Annotated in this window: 15 protein-coding genes; 10 read left to right on the top strand and 5 right to left on the bottom strand. The window is 66.7% G+C overall.

What is annotated here, in order from left to right; all coding sequences use genetic code 11:
- Nucleotides 1-418 precede the first annotated feature (418 nt).
- The 3 genes from CVM50_RS14475 (at nt 419) to CVM50_RS14465 (ending at nt 3,184) form a co-directional block, all read left to right on the top strand.
- Complete coding sequence (locus tag CVM50_RS14475; RefSeq protein WP_085888540.1) at nt 419-937, top strand: DUF6749 family protein; 519 nt, start codon at nt 419-421, stop codon at nt 935-937.
- A gap of 142 nt (nt 938-1,079) precedes the next feature.
- Nucleotides 1,080-2,198, top strand: a complete 1,119-nt coding sequence (locus CVM50_RS14470) for a DUF6902 family protein (RefSeq protein ID WP_085888134.1) — start codon at nt 1,080-1,082, stop codon at nt 2,196-2,198.
- A gap of 5 nt (nt 2,199-2,203) precedes the next feature.
- Complete coding sequence (locus CVM50_RS14465; protein WP_085888132.1) at nt 2,204-3,184, top strand: DMT family transporter; 981 nt, start codon at nt 2,204-2,206, stop codon at nt 3,182-3,184.
- Nucleotides 3,185-3,291: 107 nt separating this feature from the next.
- Here CVM50_RS14465 and CVM50_RS14460 read toward each other — a convergent pair whose 3' ends face one another.
- The gene (locus tag CVM50_RS14460) at nt 3,292-3,609 is read right to left on the bottom strand and encodes a HesB/IscA family protein (protein ID WP_085888131.1); all 318 of its coding nucleotides are present in this window, start codon (nt 3,607-3,609) and stop codon (nt 3,292-3,294) included.
- A gap of 120 nt (nt 3,610-3,729) precedes the next feature.
- Here CVM50_RS14460 and CVM50_RS14455 point away from each other — a divergent pair, with 120 nt between their 5' ends.
- Entirely contained in the window at nt 3,730-4,941 is a 1,212-nt protein-coding gene (locus tag CVM50_RS14455) for a deoxyguanosinetriphosphate triphosphohydrolase (RefSeq protein WP_085888129.1), read from the top strand.
- Between the two features lie 61 nt (nt 4,942-5,002).
- On the opposite strand, the gene CVM50_RS14450 is transcribed toward CVM50_RS14455, so the two are convergent.
- Nucleotides 5,003-5,260 (bottom strand): YjhX family toxin, encoded by a 258-nt coding sequence (locus CVM50_RS14450; protein WP_085888127.1) that lies wholly within the window; start codon nt 5,258-5,260, stop codon nt 5,003-5,005.
- 168 nt (nt 5,261-5,428) lie between these two features.
- Nucleotides 5,429-6,907, bottom strand: coding sequence for a Hint domain-containing protein (locus tag CVM50_RS14445; protein ID WP_085888125.1), 1,479 nt, complete (start codon nt 6,905-6,907; stop codon nt 5,429-5,431).
- A gap of 269 nt (nt 6,908-7,176) precedes the next feature.
- Between CVM50_RS14445 and argS the strand changes: the two genes are divergently transcribed.
- The 6 genes from argS (at nt 7,177) to CVM50_RS14415 (ending at nt 12,778) form a co-directional block, all read left to right on the top strand.
- Nucleotides 7,177-8,922 (top strand): arginine--tRNA ligase, encoded by a 1,746-nt coding sequence (gene argS / locus CVM50_RS14440; protein ID WP_085888123.1) that lies wholly within the window; start codon nt 7,177-7,179, stop codon nt 8,920-8,922.
- Between the two features lie 81 nt (nt 8,923-9,003).
- The gene (locus CVM50_RS14435) at nt 9,004-9,966 is read left to right on the top strand and encodes an SPOR domain-containing protein (protein WP_085888121.1); all 963 of its coding nucleotides are present in this window, start codon (nt 9,004-9,006) and stop codon (nt 9,964-9,966) included.
- On the top strand, nt 9,967-10,962 hold the full coding sequence (gene nagZ, locus CVM50_RS14430; RefSeq protein ID WP_085888119.1) for a beta-N-acetylhexosaminidase: 996 nt from the start codon (nt 9,967-9,969) through the stop codon (nt 10,960-10,962). It abuts the gene before it with no gap.
- A 3-nt stretch (nt 10,963-10,965) separates the two neighbouring features.
- The gene (locus CVM50_RS14425; RefSeq protein ID WP_085888117.1) at nt 10,966-11,814 is read left to right on the top strand and encodes a segregation and condensation protein A; all 849 of its coding nucleotides are present in this window, start codon (nt 10,966-10,968) and stop codon (nt 11,812-11,814) included.
- Nucleotides 11,807-12,493, top strand: a complete 687-nt coding sequence (scpB, locus tag CVM50_RS14420) for an SMC-Scp complex subunit ScpB (RefSeq protein ID WP_085888115.1) — start codon at nt 11,807-11,809, stop codon at nt 12,491-12,493. Before CVM50_RS14425 ends, scpB begins: the two co-directional genes overlap by 8 nt.
- Nucleotides 12,494-12,583: 90 nt before the next feature.
- The gene (locus tag CVM50_RS14415; RefSeq protein WP_085888113.1) at nt 12,584-12,778 is read left to right on the top strand and encodes a hypothetical protein; all 195 of its coding nucleotides are present in this window, start codon (nt 12,584-12,586) and stop codon (nt 12,776-12,778) included.
- 10 nt (nt 12,779-12,788) lie between these two features.
- On the opposite strand, the gene CVM50_RS14410 is transcribed toward CVM50_RS14415, so the two are convergent.
- Both CVM50_RS14410 and CVM50_RS14405 read right to left on the bottom strand, forming a co-directional pair.
- A complete protein-coding gene (locus CVM50_RS14410) occupies nt 12,789-13,928 on the bottom strand; it encodes an MFS transporter (protein WP_085888111.1) in 1,140 nt (379 codons plus the stop codon).
- Between the two features lie 50 nt (nt 13,929-13,978).
- A complete protein-coding gene (locus CVM50_RS14405) occupies nt 13,979-15,055 on the bottom strand; it encodes a 2'-deoxycytidine 5'-triphosphate deaminase (RefSeq protein ID WP_085888109.1) in 1,077 nt (358 codons plus the stop codon).
- Nucleotides 15,056-15,164 lie beyond the last annotated feature (109 nt).

Genomic DNA, 15,164 nt, shown 5'->3' with positions numbered 1-15,164 from the left:
TCCTTGCTGACGGAAAAAACACGAACTCTGGGGCCCGTGTATGGCCCCGAACCTGCGCGCGCCCGGCGCGCCTGCGGCCGGGCATCCCGTCTCTGCTGCTTTGTGGGTCTTTGTGCGGGCTCTGTCCAGACGGGTCACGTTTGCGCCTGTGCAGGCGCGATTCGGCGCGGGTGTATCGTCGTTCGGCGAATCCCGGCTTTGTGTTCTCAAAATGTTCCGATTCGTTTCCGCAAGCAAAACTGCTTGTCAAAATTTTGGCAGTTCATTGTTGTTTATATCGAAACAATGTCTTGGAAGTTGAAGCTATTGTGGGTAACTTTCGCTTGACACGGGTAAATTGAAAATTCGGTTTTTCAAACCCGAAATACGTGCAAGCGTTCTCTCATCGTCCTTTCTTTTCAACGACTTGGAGAACATGATGTCTGCCGTTCGTAAAACTTCCATCGCCACCACCGCCGCGTCTGCCGCGTCCCACACCCTTCTGGATGGCGATGCCGTCGAGATGTTCACCTCCGGCTCCGCACCCGCGCTGCAGGGCGACCTGATGGGCGGCGACGGACTGGGCATGTTCACCTCCGGTTCCGCTCCCGTGGCCACCGATGCCGCCGTAGGGGATGCCGTCGAAATGTTCACCTCCGGCTCGGCTCCGATGACCTCGGATGCGGCGGCCGGTGATGCGGTGCAGCTCTTCACCTCCGGTTCCGCCCCGATGGCGACCGATGCCGCCGCCGGCGATGCCGTCGAAGCCTTCACCTCCGGCTCTGCCCCGGTGACCTCCGAGGTCGCCGCAGGCGACGCGGTGGAGATGTTCACCTCGGGCTCCGCACCGGCCGCCGCCGCAGGGGATGCCGTCGACGCCTTCACCTCCGGCTCTGCCCCGGTCGCCTCCGAGGTTGCCGCCGGCGACATGGTCCAGGCCTTCACCTCCGGCAGCTAAGACGCTCTGACCGAGCAACTTGCCCGGACCGCGCAGGGGAACCGGGCAGGGGAGAGGCAGAGAGGACGCCTTCCGTCTGATCGTCGCCGACCCGATGGCGCCGCCAAAAGGTGCCGACGACCAGACGGAAAGGATCCGACCCATGTCGAATGTCATTCAACTGACCTTCCCTGCCCGGAGCCAGGGCCGGGCCGCGCGCCGCGCGGCCCTGCTCGACCGTTTCGCCCGTGAACGCCGCTCACAGGAGGACGTTTTCTGGCTGAAGGAAAATGCCGAGGTGCTGAACATCCTCGAAAGCACCGGCCAGACCCTGGCGTCAGGGGACCTGCCGGACGGGGCGCTGGCCCCCTACGCGGATATCTATGAGACGCTGGACAAACGCCTCGGGTTCTTCCCGCAATACTATCGCTTCTACCTGTCCCTGGCCCTTGATCTGGAGGCGCTCGGCATGGCGGGCGAGAAGGCTGCGGCCATGGTGCACTGGGCCCGGGCCGAGGGCCTGGCGGAGGCCGAGCTGTCGGACCTGCAACGCGCCGAGGCGCGGCGCCTGATGCTGCGCCGGGGGATCGACCCGTCTGGCGGCTGCGACGAGTCGCAGGCCCTGACGGCGCGGTTGATGCGGTTCATCTCGCGCCCCGCGACCTTCATGGTGCCGAACAAGAAGGCTGCCTATGAACTGACCCATATCGCCTTCTACCTAAGCGAGTATGGACGGAAATCCGTACAATTGCCCCAGCCGGCCAAGGAAAGCCTTAACTTTGCCGGAACGCTCGCCTACCTTGATCTGAATGCGGACCTGCTGGCCGAGATCTGCGTGGCGATGCGCTACGTGGGGATGACGCCCCCGGACACCTGGGAAGACTGGCTGAGCCGTGAAACGAACGGGTTCACCGTCGACGCATGGGAGGGCGCGATGGCGCATGACGGCTATCACGAGTTCCTCGTGAGCAACTGGGCGATGGCCACCGCCGGACGCGAAGAGGTCTTCCGCCAGGCCGTGCCGGAGGGCCGGGTGGCCTTCCACGCCGCGCCACGCCCGATCGGCCCGCTGCGCCGCATGTCGCAATGCCTGCTGGAGATGGACGCCGCCCGGTCCGTCGACTGGACCCGGATGGAGGCGCCGATCTGCGAGGCGCTGGCCGATGACGCTGCCATTGCCCATCTCGACCGGGCCGCCCGCGCCTGCGCTGATTTCGAGACTTTCTTCGCCGGTTTCGCCCGCGCCGGTCTTGTGGCGCCCCAGCAGAGGGCCCTTGCGTGACGGAAATGAAGACCCCGAAACTGACCCTAGCAAAGAAGGCGACCCTTGGCGGGGTCGCCCTTGTCATGCTCTACACCGCGCTGATTTCCTCGGCCGATGCGATCACCAAGTTCCTGGCCGGCGGCTATGCCGCGCCGCAGCTTTACGCGATCTCCGGCGTGCTGGTCGCCGCCTTCTGCCTGGTGACCGAACGGGTGAAGGGCGGCCGCGACGGCGTGATCCAGTCCATCCGAACCCGGCGTCCGGTGGAAATGGCCGTGCGGTCCATCGCCACGGTGCTGGCCTCGGTCTGCTTTTTCTATGCCTTCAAGCTGCTGGATTTCGCCGAGGTGTTCATCTTCATCGGGTTGATGCCGATCTTCGCCGGGCTGATGTCCGGCCCGATCCTGGGGGAGAAGGTGACGACCGCGGTCTGGTTCGCCCTGGGGGCCGGGTTCGTCGGGGTCGTCTGCCTCTTTCCGAACGGCATCCACGGCATGTCTCCCGGGCATCTGATCGCCTTCGGCGCCACCGCCTCGGGCACGCTGTCGATGGTCATGGCCCGGCGCATCGGCCGGTTTGAAAGCAACGCCCTGGCGCAGGTCTTCTGGCCCAATGCAACGCTGGCCCTGGTCATGGCGGTGGCGCTGCCCTTCGTCTACACGCCGATGTCGGCGCATGACCTTTTCTTGGTCGGGGCCTATGCCGCCTTCCTGTTTTTCGCCCGCTGGGTGCTTGTGGTGGCCTTGCGCAACCTCGCGGCCTACGTGGTCACCCCGCTGATGAACCTGCAATTCGTCTGGATGGTGATCCTGGGCAGCGTCGTCTTCGGCGAACGGACCGGGACCAATATCGTGCTGGGATCGGCCATCGTGATCGGATCGGGGCTCTACCTGATCTACGACCAGCTGGCGCGTGGCAAGGTCGTGCGCGGCCGTGGCTACAAGGCCCTGGCCACCGTCGACGGGGGAAGCAAGCCAACCGCGCCGACCGCGCCGGCCGAGTAGACCAGGGGGATACGGGACATGAAGACGGGCGCCCCCATCTGGTTGGCGCCCGCTTTCATGTGCGAACCGTCACTTGGCTGAAGAAAGGCCACCCCCGCCTATGGGCGTCAGATCGAGAAGGAGGTGCCGCAGCCGCAGCTGGCGGTGACATTGGGGTTGTCGATGGTGAAACGCGCGCCGATCAGCTCCTCGCTGAAGTCGATCACGGCACCGGCGAGGAAGGGCAGGGAGGTCGGGTCGATCACAACGCGCTGGCCCTTGTCCTCCAGCACCAGGTCGTCGTCGGCCACGGCATCCAGCTTGATATCGTACTGGAAACCAGAACAGCCGCCGCCCTCGACCGCGACGCGCAGGGCCTGGCCTTCCGCGCCGATCTCGGCCAGGCGGTCGAAGGCACGCTCGGTGACTTTCGGGGGCAGGTTCATGGGTCGTCTCCTGAATTTCGTGTGGCCGCGACACTCTCGCGCGCCTGACATTTTGCATGTCGTCACCGCCCAATATAAGGAAGAGGGCAATAGGCGACAAGAAGCCCAAGGAACACGATCATGCGCGCGCGCTATGCCTCCGACCCCGCCCTGTCCCGCGGGCGCCTCTATCCGGAAGAGGAAAGTGCCTTCCGCTCCTGCTTCCAGCGGGACCGGGACCGGATCATCCATGCCTCGGCCTTCCGCCGGCTGAAGCACAAGACACAGGTCTTCATCGAGCATGAGGGCGACTATTTCCGCACCCGGCTGACCCATTCGATCGAGGTGGGTCAGGTGGCGCGGACCATCGCCGGTGCCCTGGGCCTGAACCAGGAGCTGACCGAAGCCGTCGCCCTGGCCCATGATCTGGGCCACACGCCCTTCGGCCACACCGGCGAGGATGCCCTGCATGAGCTGATGGCGCCCTACGGCGGCTTCGATCACAACGCCCAGGCGATCCGGATCGTCACCAACCTGGAACGCACCTACGCGGAATGGGACGGGCTGAACCTGACCTGGGAAAGCCTGGAAGGCATCGCCAAGCACAACGGCCCGGTCGAAGGGGCGGTGCCCGTCGCCCTGGCCGAATACAACGCCCGCCACGACCTGGAGCTGCACACCCATGCCAGCGCCGAGGCCCAGGTGGCGGCGCTGTCGGACGACATCGCCTACAACAACCACGATCTGCACGACGGGCTGCGGGCGGAGCTGTTCTCGACCGACGAACTGGCCGAGTTGCCGATCCTGAAGGGATGTTTCGCCGAAGTGGACAAGCTGTACCCCGGCCTGAACTACTACCGCCGCCGGCACGAGGCGCTGCGCCGGTTCTTCGGGGTTCTGGTGGGCGACGTGATCGACGTCAGCCGTGCCAACCTGGAGGCGCTGAACCCGGCCAGCGTGGAGGAGATCCGCAACGCGGGTCGCCCCATGGTGCAGTTCTCGCCGCACATCTGGTCTGACCTGAAGGTGATCCGCGAGTTCCTTTTCCACCGTATGTACCGCGCCCCCGAGGTGGTGGAGATGCGCAAGAAGGTGACCCGGATCATCATGGAGCTCTTTCCGATCTTCATGGCCCATCCCGAATACCTGCCCAAGCAGTGGCGCAAGGATGTAGAGGAGATCGGGGGCGACGAGATGAAGCTGGCGCGCATCGTCTGCGACTACATCTCCGGCATGACGGACCGGTTCGCCATCGTCGAACATGCCCGCATCACGGGCATCGATCCGGAGCCGGGTCTGCGGGCCTCGGGCCCGGGCCACATCCGTTACGCCGACCGCGTCGCGGAAGACTGAGGCGGAATCTGACCGAACGGGAACGGGGGCGGGGCCACAAGCCTCGCCCCCGTTCGTTTCGCTACCTGTTGTCGGGTTGTGCCCGGACATTGCGCCGTCCCTTGTCCGAGATCCGGTAGGGGGAGGAGGCGCGGCTTTCGATCAAGCGTCGCCGTCGCAGCTTGCCGAAGATGTCGAGCGTGCAATCGCTGAGGATCAGCCCGTCACGTGTGACGCAGGTCACTGCCGTCACCCGGCCATTGGGCGCGCGTTCGTAGAGGATACGCCCACCCTGTGCCAGCGCGTGCAACACGCGCTGTTCGATTTTCGAGATGTTCATGATGAGATGCCGTTTGTGAAACCACGTCAGGCACGCGCGACTGCCCCTGCCGGATCATCTCCGGCGGGATCACGCGGCCGCTGGTCCCCAGGAAGGGACCGTCAGCGGGTTCCGACAATCTCCAGCATCTACAATTCCCTGGCGTATGCTTTGCGGGTCGCGCCTGAGTTAGGCGTGGGCGCGTCCCGGTTCAAGAGGCCCGGTGGCTGCGAGAGCCGACACGCCGGCTGGCTGCGGCATCCGGGCCACGGTCGCCCCGCGCGGGGGGAGGGCCTGCGCCGGCTGCAAAGGTTGGTGGTTCTTGCGATGACGCAGCTGCATCCGGCGCCCGCGCTTGCCGGCGACCAGGGGGCGTGCGGCGGGCAGGCTTTCGCCCTCGGCCAGGCGTCGCAGCAGGTCGGGGAAGAGCGCGGCCAGTTCCGCCCGCGCCGCCGGGCTGAGCGATCGCAGCGCCTGCGGGCCGAGGTAGAGGCTTTCGGCGGCGGCGCCTTCCGCGTCGATCACTTCGTGCCCGTCGAAGACCAGGTGGTGATAGCTGACCGCGCCTTCGGGCGTGCCCAGGGTGACGCCCGGCAGACCAATCAGGTGCTTGGCGGCGACCAGAATCTCCTCTGCGCCGAACATCCGCTGAGCGATGCGCGAGCGGACCAGCATGCGGTGTTGCTGGCTGACCGACAGGTCGCGGGCGGGCACGCCTGGGCCCAGGGCGCCGGCGCGGATCTGCACCGGGCAGAGGTTCGGCTGCTTCGCCAGGCGGCTGGCGGCGACATGGGTCGCGGCATGCCAGCGCAGGGGTTGCGGCCCGTGGTCCAGCGTCATCACCAGGTCGCCGGGCGCCAGGTCTTCCACAGGGCGGGGGCCGTCGGGCGTGGCGATCAGCGTGCCGGCGGTGAAACAGGGCGGCGCGGTGGAGGTGAAGGCCCCTTCGCCGATCATCAGCGCGGAATCGTATTTGGCGTCGTTGAAATCGGCCACCACGATCTTCAGCGTGTAGGTCTTGCCGGCCTCGACCTCCAGCGTCAGGTGCCCGGTCTTGATGGCGTTGAAGTCGGTGTTGTAGCGCAGCCAGTTGCCGGTATCGCCGTTGTTGCGATAGGGCCCGTTCTCCATCGAGTTCAGGTTGAAATAGCCGCCCTCCTGGTGGCTGATCGGCAGCAGCTCCATGTTGTTGCCGTTCTCGTCACCGAGGAAGACGGCGGCACTGTCCGAGTAGGCGCTGCCGTAGTAGACCGGATACTCCTCGGTCAGGAAGGTCAGCGGCACGGTGTAGGTCCCGCTTTCGGTGGCGGTGAAGTTCAGCTCGATCCCGGCAGCATCGTAGGACCGGGCGCTGCCCGGCACGACATCTTCGATGTCGCGGTCGCGGCCCTGATCCCAGTCCCAGTCATTGTGCATGTCGCTGCTGAGGTGGTCGTTGCGGTTATCACCCCAGCCCGCGTTGAAGTCCTCGGCCCGTCCGGTGGAGAAAATCACGCCGTTGTCGCCCGGCGTCGCTTCCCGTGCGACGTCGTCGCCGTTGGAATAGGTGCGCGTCTGCGCCGAGGTTCCGATCAGATCGGCCGAGTTGACCTTGATTCCGCTGTCTGCGCCGAAAAGAAGCTCTGCGATGGTCTTGGCGCTCTCGGAGGAATAATCGAGATCCGACATGGCGGCTGACTTTCTGTTCAGTTAAATTAACCATTCTGGCTAATTTCAATTTGACCTTCATTGTGTGCTTAATGTGGCAATGAAGGGGAAGTTTTGGTTCTTCCCCTGCGTCTACGTCCAAACTCACGGAGCCACCATAGGGCGGAGCCACTCTTTCGCCGTCTCGCGTCGCGAGGCCCTGTTCTGCCACGACCGGGGCCGCGGACGGGCCGCCATTGACCTTGCGCACCGGGCTGCTAAACCCGCGCGGAACACCTCTGGGATATGCTATGAACCTCTTTACCGATATTCGCGCCCTCGTTCTCGACAGCCTTGCCGCCCTTCAGGCGGAGGGGCATCTGCCGGAGGGCCTCTCCTTCGACAACGTCACGGTCGAGCCGCCGCGCGATCCGGCCCACGGGGACATGGCCACCAACGCCGCCATGGTGCTGGCCAAGCCGGCTAAGGCCAAGCCGCGCGATATCGCCGAGGCGCTGGCGCCGAAGCTGACGGAGGACCCGCGGGTGACCTCGGCAGAGGTGGCGGGCCCGGGCTTCCTGAACCTGCGGCTGGCGGGGGATGCCTGGGAAGGCATCGTTGCCGGTGTGCTGAGGCAGGGCGCGGCCTATGGACGCTCGGACATGGGCGCGGGCCAGAAGGTCAACGTGGAATACGTCTCCGCCAACCCCACCGGGCCGCTGCACGTGGGCCATACCCGGGGCGCCGTCTTCGGCGATGCGCTGGCCGCGCTGCTGGACTACGCGGGCCATGACGTGACCCGCGAATATTACATCAACGACGGTGGTGCCCAGGTCGACGTGCTGGCCCGCTCCGTCTACCTGCGCTACCTCGAAGCGCACGGGCAGGAGGTGGAGTTCGCCGACGGCACCTATCCCGGCGACTACCTGATCGAGGTCGGCCAGGCCCTGAAGGAGAAGGTGGGCGACGCCTATGTCGACCAGCCCGAGGACGTCTGGCTGGAAGAGGTGCGCGACTTCTCCACCGACGCCATGATGGCCCTGATCCGCGAGGACCTGAAGATGCTCGGCGTCGAGATGGACGTCTTCTTCTCGGAGAAATCCCTCTACGGCACCGGCCTTATCGAGAAGGCGATCGAGCAGCTGCGCTCGCAGGGGCTCATCTATCGCGGCGTTCTGGAACCGCCTAAGGGCAAGCAGCCCGAGGATTGGGAGCCGCGTGAGCAGACCCTGTTCAAATCGACTGAACATGGCGATGACGTGGACCGGCCGATCATGAAGTCCGACGGCGCCTGGACCTATTTCGCCCCCGACATCGCCTATCACTACGACAAGGTCAGTCGCGGTTTCGATCAGCTGATCGACGTCTTCGGCGCCGACCACGGTGGCTATGTGAAGCGGATGAAGGCGGCCGTCTCCGCCCTGTCCAACGCCCGCGTCCCGGTCGACATCAAGCTGTGCCAGCTGGTGAAGCTCTACAAGAACGGCGAGCCGTTCAAGATGTCGAAGCGGGCCGGCACCTTCATCACCCTGCGGGACGTGGTCGAACAGGTGGGCCCCGACGTGACCCGTTTCGTCATGCTGACCCGCAAGAACGACGCGCCGCTGGATTTCGATTTCGACAAGGTGCTGGAACAGTCGAAGGACAACCCGGTCTTCTACGTGCAATATGCCCACGCCCGGGTCTGCAGCGCCCTGCGCCGCGCGACCGAGGCCGGCATTGCCTGCGACGACGCCACCCTGGCCGCCGCCGACCTGTCCGGCATGACCCACGAAAGCGAGCTGGCCGTGGCCCGCAAGCTGGCCGAATGGCCGCGCCTGGTGGAGATCGCCGCCCGCACGCATGAGCCGCACCGGGTGGCCTTCTACCTCTATGAACTGGCCTCCGATCTGCACGCGCTTTACAACCGCGGCAACGAGGAAACCCAATTGCGTTTCGTCCAGGAGGACAATCCGGCGGTTTCCCAGTCGAAACTGGCACTTGCCCGGGCCGTGGCCGTTGTCATTTCCGCTGGTCTTGGTATCTTGGGCGTGAAACCGGCAGAAGAGATGCGCTAACGCACCGCTGCTGGCCGACGACAGGCACGACCCCTGATTTTCCAGCGAGACCGGGCAGCATAGTCCGGCGGGCAGAGGCATATGGCAGATTTTCCGGCGGACGGACGCTATGCGTCCTATGACGAGTACCCCGATGTATCCGGGCAACCGGCCTCCTTCGGGGGGCTTGTCACCTGGGTCGGCGGCGCCCTGTCTCTGGCCCTGATCGCGGGGGTCGGCCTCTGGGGCTACAAGATGGTCATGCGCGATGTTTCCGGCGTGCCGGTGGTGCGGGCCATGTCCGGTGAAAGCCGCCGCGTGCCCGACAGTGCCGGTGGACAGGAAGCGGAATTCCAGGGCCTTTCGGTGAACCATGTCGCCGCGACTCAGGGGACCGAGGGCTCCGCCGGGACGGTCCGGTTGGCGCCCGCGCCCATGGGGCTGGGCGATGATGCCGTCACCGAGGCCGAGCTGGAGGCGCACGCCCGGGCCGAGGCGGAGGCCGCGGCCCCCGTGACCGCGCCCGCGCCGCTGGACCTGTCAGACCCCGATCGCATCCAGGACCTGGCCGCCCAGCTGTCGCAGGGTGCCGATCCGCTGACGGCGATGCAGCCGAAGACCGTGACCCCGCCCGAGACCTCTGCGGCAAGCGAGGCAGAGTCCGTTGCACGCCGTCCCAAGGGGGGCGTGGCCGTCGCCGTGCGCCCGAAGACGCGCCCGGACGAGCTTCTGGCCAATGTCGCCGCGCGCCAGGTGGCCGGCCCAGTGTCCACCCCCGAAACCGTGCTGGACGTGGCACCGGAGGAGGTGCCCCTGGGCACCCGCATGGCCCAGCTGGGCGCCTTCGGATCGCATGACGTCGCGGTGCAGGAATGGGACAAGTTCGCCGCCCGCTTCGGCATCTACATGGATGGCAAGCAGCGGGTGATCCAGCGCGCCGAAAGCGGCGGCCGGATTTTCTATCGCCTGCGCGTCCTGGGCTTCGACGACCTCTCCGACAGCCGCCGCTTCTGCGCCGCGCTGGTCGCCGAGGGCGCCGACTGCATTCCCGTCTCGGCGAAGTAAATGGCCTTCGGCGCAACCATTCTGGACCCGACCGGCCTACGGCTGACGCCGGAGGAAAAGGCGCTGTTCGCCGCGACACAGCCCTTCGGATTCATCCTCTTTGCCCGTAACATTGAAAGCGCCGAGCAGGTCCGCGCGCTCTGTGATGAACTGCGCGAGAGCGTTGGCCGCAATGCGCCCATCCTGCTGGATCAGGAGGGGGGGCGCGTGCAGCGCCTGCGCGCGCCCCTGGGCACCGATTGGGAGCCGCCGCTGGAGTTCGCCGCCCGCGCAGGCGTCCAGGCCGAGGAAGCGATGCGCCTGCGCTACGCCATCACGGCGGCGGAAATGCGTGCCGTGGGCATCGACGTGAACTGTGCGCCGCTGGTCGACGTGGCGGGCGAGGGCACCCATCCCTTCCTGTATAACCGCTGCTACGGCACTGACGCCGCGCAGGTGGCCCGGCTTGGCCGCGCCGTGGCGCAGGGGCTGATGCAGGGTGGTGTGCTGCCGGTGGTCAAACACATCCCCGGCCATGGCCGGGCGCGGGCCGACAGCCACCTGGAGCTGCCCCGCGTGACCGCCTCGCTGGAGGAGCTGGACGACGTTGATTTCGCCCCCTTCAAGGTGCTGAACGATCTGCCCATGGGGATGACCGCACACCTGGTCTACGACGCGCTGGATCCTGACCGCCCCGCGACCCTGTCGCCGGTGGTCATGCAGGCGGTCCGCAACCGCATCGGTTTCGACAACCTGCTGATGACCGACGACCTGACGATGAAGGCACTGGCGGGGGATCCGGCCGACCTGGCGCTGGCCTCTCTGGAGGCGGGCTGCGACGTGGCGCTGCTGTGTAATGCCGATCTCGACACGCGGGCCCGCGTCGCGGAGGCCGCCGGCCTGATGACCCCGCCGGCACAGGCCCGGGCGGAACGGGTGATGGCCCTGCAGGCCCCGGCGCCCGCGCTTGACATTGACGCCCTGAAAGCCAAGCTGACCGCCTTGATGAACGGGTAAGCGATGGCCGCCGACGATTTCGAAGACGACACCCCGCTGCGGCGGCTGGAGACGGATGCCTCCGGCCCGGACGGGCAGGGGCGCATCACCGTCGCCGAACGGCTGGCGGCCGAGGCGCTGATCGTCGACGTGGAAGGCTTCGAAGGGCCGCTCGACCTGCTGCTGACGCTCAGCCGCACGCAGAAGGTCGACCTGATGAAGATCTCGATCCTGACGCTGGCGGAACAGTACCTGGCTTTCGTCGAAAAGGCCAAGACCCTGCGGATCGAGCTGGCCGCCGATTATCTGGTGATGGCGGCCTGGCTGGCCTTCCTGAAATCGCGCCTTCTGCTGCCGCCCGACCCCGAGGAAGAGGGCCCGTCGGGCGAGGAACTGGCCGCCCACCTGGCGTTCCAGCTGGAACGGCTTCAGGCCATGCGCGACGTGGCCGCCCGGCTGATGGCGCGCGACCAGAAGGGGCGTGATTTCTTCGTGCGGGGCGTGCCTGAAACCGTGGAACGGGTGCGCAAGGTCACCTATTCCGCCACCCTTCTGGAGCTGATGCAGGCCTACGCCCGCATTCGGACCAAGGACGAATTCCGCCCCTTCGTGATGGACCGCGACAACGTCTTCACCATGGAACAGGCGCTGGACCACATGCGCTCGATGGTCGGTTTCGCCGGCACCTGGACCGAACTGTCGGCCTACATGCCCCCCGGCTGGACCAGCGACCCGGTGCGCCGCCGCTCGGTCACCGCGGCCACCTTCGCCGCCTCGCTGGAACTGGCGAAGGAGGGCAAGGTGATGATCCGCCAGTCCGAGACCTTCGCTCCCATTCAACTGCGCCGCCGGGAGGACCGCAAAGATGGCTGACGCCGATCCCGAGATCCCCGAGGACGATGGCCCGCGTGAGAGCCTTTTCGAGGCGCCGCCCCTGGGCGAGCAGGAACGCATGGTCGAGGCGATCCTCTTTGCCTCCGCCGAGCCGGTCACCGTGGCCGACCTGAACGCGCGCATGCCGCACGGCTGCGACGGCGCGGCGGCGGTGGAGCAGTTGCAGAAACGCTATGAGGGGCGCGGCGTGCGCGTGGTCCGCGTGGCGGAGGCCTGGGCGATCCGCACGGCGCCCGACCTCGGCTTCCTGCTGCAGAAGGAAACGGTGGAGACCCGCAAGCTGTCGCGCGCGGCGATCGAGACCCTGGCGATCATCGCCTATCACCAGCCCGTCACCCGCGCCGAGATCGAGGAGATCCGGGGCGTCAGCGTGTCCCGCGGGACCATCGACCTGCTGCTGGAACTGGAATGGATCCGTTTCGGCCGCCGTCGGATGACCCCGGGCCGCCCGGTGACCTTCGTGGTGACACCGCACTTCCTCGACCACTTCGGGCTGGAAACGCCACGCGACCTGCCGGGCCTGAAAGACCTGCGCGCCGCCGGTCTTCTGGACAGCCGCCCGCCGCCGGGCCGCGATGAGGAGGAGCGTGAGAGCGACGAGGAGCAGGCCGACATGTTCGACGAAGACGCGGTGATCGAGCCTGACGAGGACGAATAAGGCCCCATCCCGTCACCTCGGTGTGAGGGGGCCATGCATTCTGCGCCTTTTACTGTTACCTTGTGTCCAAACCCAAGGAAGGGACAGGACATGAACGCAGACAGACTGATCCGCATGCTGTTCAACCGAGTGCTGCGCCGCTCGGTCAACAAGGGCATGAACGCCGGGATCGACCGGATGGCCGGCGACAGCCCCGAAGGCCAGCAACGCGCCAAGCAAAGCAAGAAGATGGCCCGCCAGGCCCGTCAGGCGCAGCGCGTGGTGCGGAAGCTGGGCCGGTTCTGAGCGGCCCCGATCAGATCGCCACCCGGCGCGGTGCCAGGCATTCGATCAGCGCCAGCGTCAGGCAACTGGCCGAGATCAGGTTGCACCAGGCAATCCCGCCGGCCTCGTAGGGCAGGCGGAAGGTCAGCGCGCCGCCCAGCACAGCCAGGTAGGTGATCGAGGAATTCAGGCCGAGAATCGCGCCGCGTTGGCTGGCCTCCAGCCCGGCCAGGCGACTGACGACGAAGTTCAGCGCGAAATGCTGCATGATCCCCCAGGCCAGTGCCAGGGCTAGCAGTACGCCATAATGCAGGGCCGAGGCCGAGAAGGCCAGGTAGACTACCAGCAGCCCGGCAAAGCTGATCGCGCCAGCGCTGATCTGTGGCAGCCGGTCGAAGTGGCGATCAAAGAGCGTCGCGATGCCGAAGCCGCTGCCGTAGCACAGGATCAGCAGGCCCGCCGCATCGGTGCCGCGGGCCAGATCGTCGGCCACGTGTACGCCGATGAAGGCGAAAGTGCCGTAGAACCCCGTCATCAGCAGCCCGGCAGAAGCCAGTCCGCGCCAGATCCCCGGCACCCGTAGCGCGGTCAGCGGCGAGGTGGCGCTGCCGACGCGGCGCACCGACAGGTCGGCCCGCATCAGGGCCAAGTACAGCAGCCCCATGAAGATCAGCAGCAACCCATAGACCGCGCGCCAGCCGACCCATTCGGCCACGAAACCCGCGCCCGCGACGCCCGCCACCAGGGCCAGCGTCCAGCCTGACAGCATCAGGCCCATGGAGCGCTTCTCTTCTCCCGGCGGCCCCAGCTCCGGCGCCAGCCCGTAGATCGCAGGAATGGCGATCCCTGCACCCAGCCCGCCGATGGCCTGCGCGCCGATCAGCACCCATTTGCCCGGCGCCAGTGTTGACACCAGCAGCGAGATAAGCAGCAATACCAGCGCCTGCATCAGCGCAGGACCCGGCCCAACGCGGTCGGCGCGCGGGGCCAGCAGCAGGGCCGAAAGCGCAGTGGTCCCGCCGTAGGCCGCCGCCGCCTGCAGAATTTCGGCGGGTTCCGTGCCCAGGTCACGGGCGACGGCGGCGCTGATCGGGGCCAGCACCATGGAGTTGGCGCCCACGACGGCGATGGCGCCGGTCATCAGGGCTAGGGGTTTGGTGATGAATGCCATGGGGGTTCTTCGGGGTCAGGACTGGGGGAGGGCGGGGCGTCGCGGCGCCCTCAGCCGCTGCGGAAATGCTTCGACAGCTTCAGGCCCTGGCCCTGGTAATTCGAGGCGATCTCCTGCCCGTAGAGGGTCTCGGGGCGTTCGGCCATCTTCTCGAAGACCAGGCGGCCAACAACCTGCCCGTCCTCCAGCACGAAGGGCGCCTCGTGACAGCGCACCTCCAGCACCCCGCGCGAGCCTGAGCCGCCGGCCCCGGCGTAGCCGAAACCGGGATCGAAGAAGCCGGCGTAGTGCACGCGGAATTCCCCCACCATGGCGAGGTAGGGCGCCATCTCGGCGGCATAGTCGGGGGGAATCGTCACAGCCTCGCGGCTGACGAGGATGTAGAAGGCGCCCGGATCGAGGATGATCTGGCGATCCTCGGTGCGTACCGTTTCCCAGAACTCGCGCGGATCGTACTGGCCGATCCGGTCCAGGTCGATGACGCCGGTATGGGGTTTCGCACGATAGCCCACCAGGCGGTCGGGGCCGGGCGACAGGTCGACGGAGAAGCCGAGGCCCTGTTCGATCACCGCGCGGCCGCTGACCAGTGGGGTTTCGGCGTGCAGCGCGCGCAGGGCGTCATCCGACAGCGCCGCCTGGCCGGCGCGGAAGCGGATCTGGTTCAGGCGCATGCCTGGCCGGACGAGGACGGAGAAGCTGCGCGGGCAGATCTCGGCATAGAGGGGGCCGGTGTAACCGGCGGGGATTCGGTCAAACTCCGTGCCGCCATCGGTGATCAGCCGAGTCAGCAGATCCAGCCGCCCGGTGGAGCTCTTGGCGTTGGCCATGCCCGCGGTGCCTTCGGGCAGGGCGAGCGATTCCATCAGCGGCACCACGTAGACACAGCCCTTTTCCAGCACCGCGCCATCGCTCAGATCGACCTTGTGCATCTCGAACTCGGCCAGCCGGTCGGCCACGCTGCGGCCCTTGCCCGACAGGAAGGAGGCCCGCACGCGCCAGGCCACATTGCCCAGGCGCAGGTCGAGGCTGGCGGGCTGGATCTGTTCGGGGATGATCTCGGGCGTGCCCGTGACCTCGCCCGCGGCGATCATGCGTTTCAGGTGCTGGCTGGGCAGGATGCCGGTCATGGGCCATGTCTCCTTCTGGAGTGGCAGACTACGGCGTGCAGGGGACGAAGAAAAGCGCCAAGACCCGCCGGAGAAAGGGTTTTCTCCGGCGGGGTCTTAGGTGACCGAC

The sequence above is a fragment of the Pseudooceanicola marinus genome (assembly GCF_002786295.1).
Classification (GTDB): Bacteria; Pseudomonadota; Alphaproteobacteria; order Rhodobacterales; family Rhodobacteraceae; genus Pseudooceanicola; species Pseudooceanicola marinus.
Note: the sequence above shows the minus strand (reverse complement) of the source record. Positions and strands in the feature narration are given on the sequence as shown.

What these genes read in the sequence shown, in the direction of transcription:
- CVM50_RS14470 (WP_085888134.1), top strand. Translation starts at nt 1,080, where the DNA reads ATGTCGAATGTCATTCAACTGACCTTCCCTGCCCGGAGCCAGGGCCGG.
- CVM50_RS14425 (WP_085888117.1), top strand. Translation starts at nt 10,966, where the DNA reads ATGGCCGCCGACGATTTCGAAGACGACACCCCGCTGCGGCGGCTGGAG.
- CVM50_RS14435 (WP_085888121.1), top strand. Translation starts at nt 9,004, where the DNA reads ATGGCAGATTTTCCGGCGGACGGACGCTATGCGTCCTATGACGAGTAC.
- CVM50_RS14450 (WP_085888127.1), bottom strand. Translation starts at nt 5,260, where the DNA reads ATGAACATCTCGAAAATCGAACAGCGCGTGTTGCACGCGCTGGCACAG.
- CVM50_RS14410 (WP_085888111.1), bottom strand. Translation starts at nt 13,928, where the DNA reads ATGGCATTCATCACCAAACCCCTAGCCCTGATGACCGGCGCCATCGCC.
- CVM50_RS14465 (WP_085888132.1), top strand. Translation starts at nt 2,204, where the DNA reads ATGAAGACCCCGAAACTGACCCTAGCAAAGAAGGCGACCCTTGGCGGG.
- CVM50_RS14460 (WP_085888131.1), bottom strand. Translation starts at nt 3,609, where the DNA reads ATGAACCTGCCCCCGAAAGTCACCGAGCGTGCCTTCGACCGCCTGGCC.
- nagZ (WP_085888119.1), top strand. Translation starts at nt 9,967, where the DNA reads ATGGCCTTCGGCGCAACCATTCTGGACCCGACCGGCCTACGGCTGACG.
- CVM50_RS14475 (WP_085888540.1), top strand. Translation starts at nt 419, where the DNA reads ATGTCTGCCGTTCGTAAAACTTCCATCGCCACCACCGCCGCGTCTGCC.
- CVM50_RS14455 (WP_085888129.1), top strand. Translation starts at nt 3,730, where the DNA reads ATGCGCGCGCGCTATGCCTCCGACCCCGCCCTGTCCCGCGGGCGCCTC.
- CVM50_RS14405 (WP_085888109.1), bottom strand. Translation starts at nt 15,055, where the DNA reads ATGACCGGCATCCTGCCCAGCCAGCACCTGAAACGCATGATCGCCGCG.
- scpB (WP_085888115.1), top strand. Translation starts at nt 11,807, where the DNA reads ATGGCTGACGCCGATCCCGAGATCCCCGAGGACGATGGCCCGCGTGAG.
- CVM50_RS14445 (WP_085888125.1), bottom strand. Translation starts at nt 6,907, where the DNA reads ATGTCGGATCTCGATTATTCCTCCGAGAGCGCCAAGACCATCGCAGAG.
- argS (WP_085888123.1), top strand. Translation starts at nt 7,177, where the DNA reads ATGAACCTCTTTACCGATATTCGCGCCCTCGTTCTCGACAGCCTTGCC.
- CVM50_RS14415 (WP_085888113.1), top strand. Translation starts at nt 12,584, where the DNA reads ATGAACGCAGACAGACTGATCCGCATGCTGTTCAACCGAGTGCTGCGC.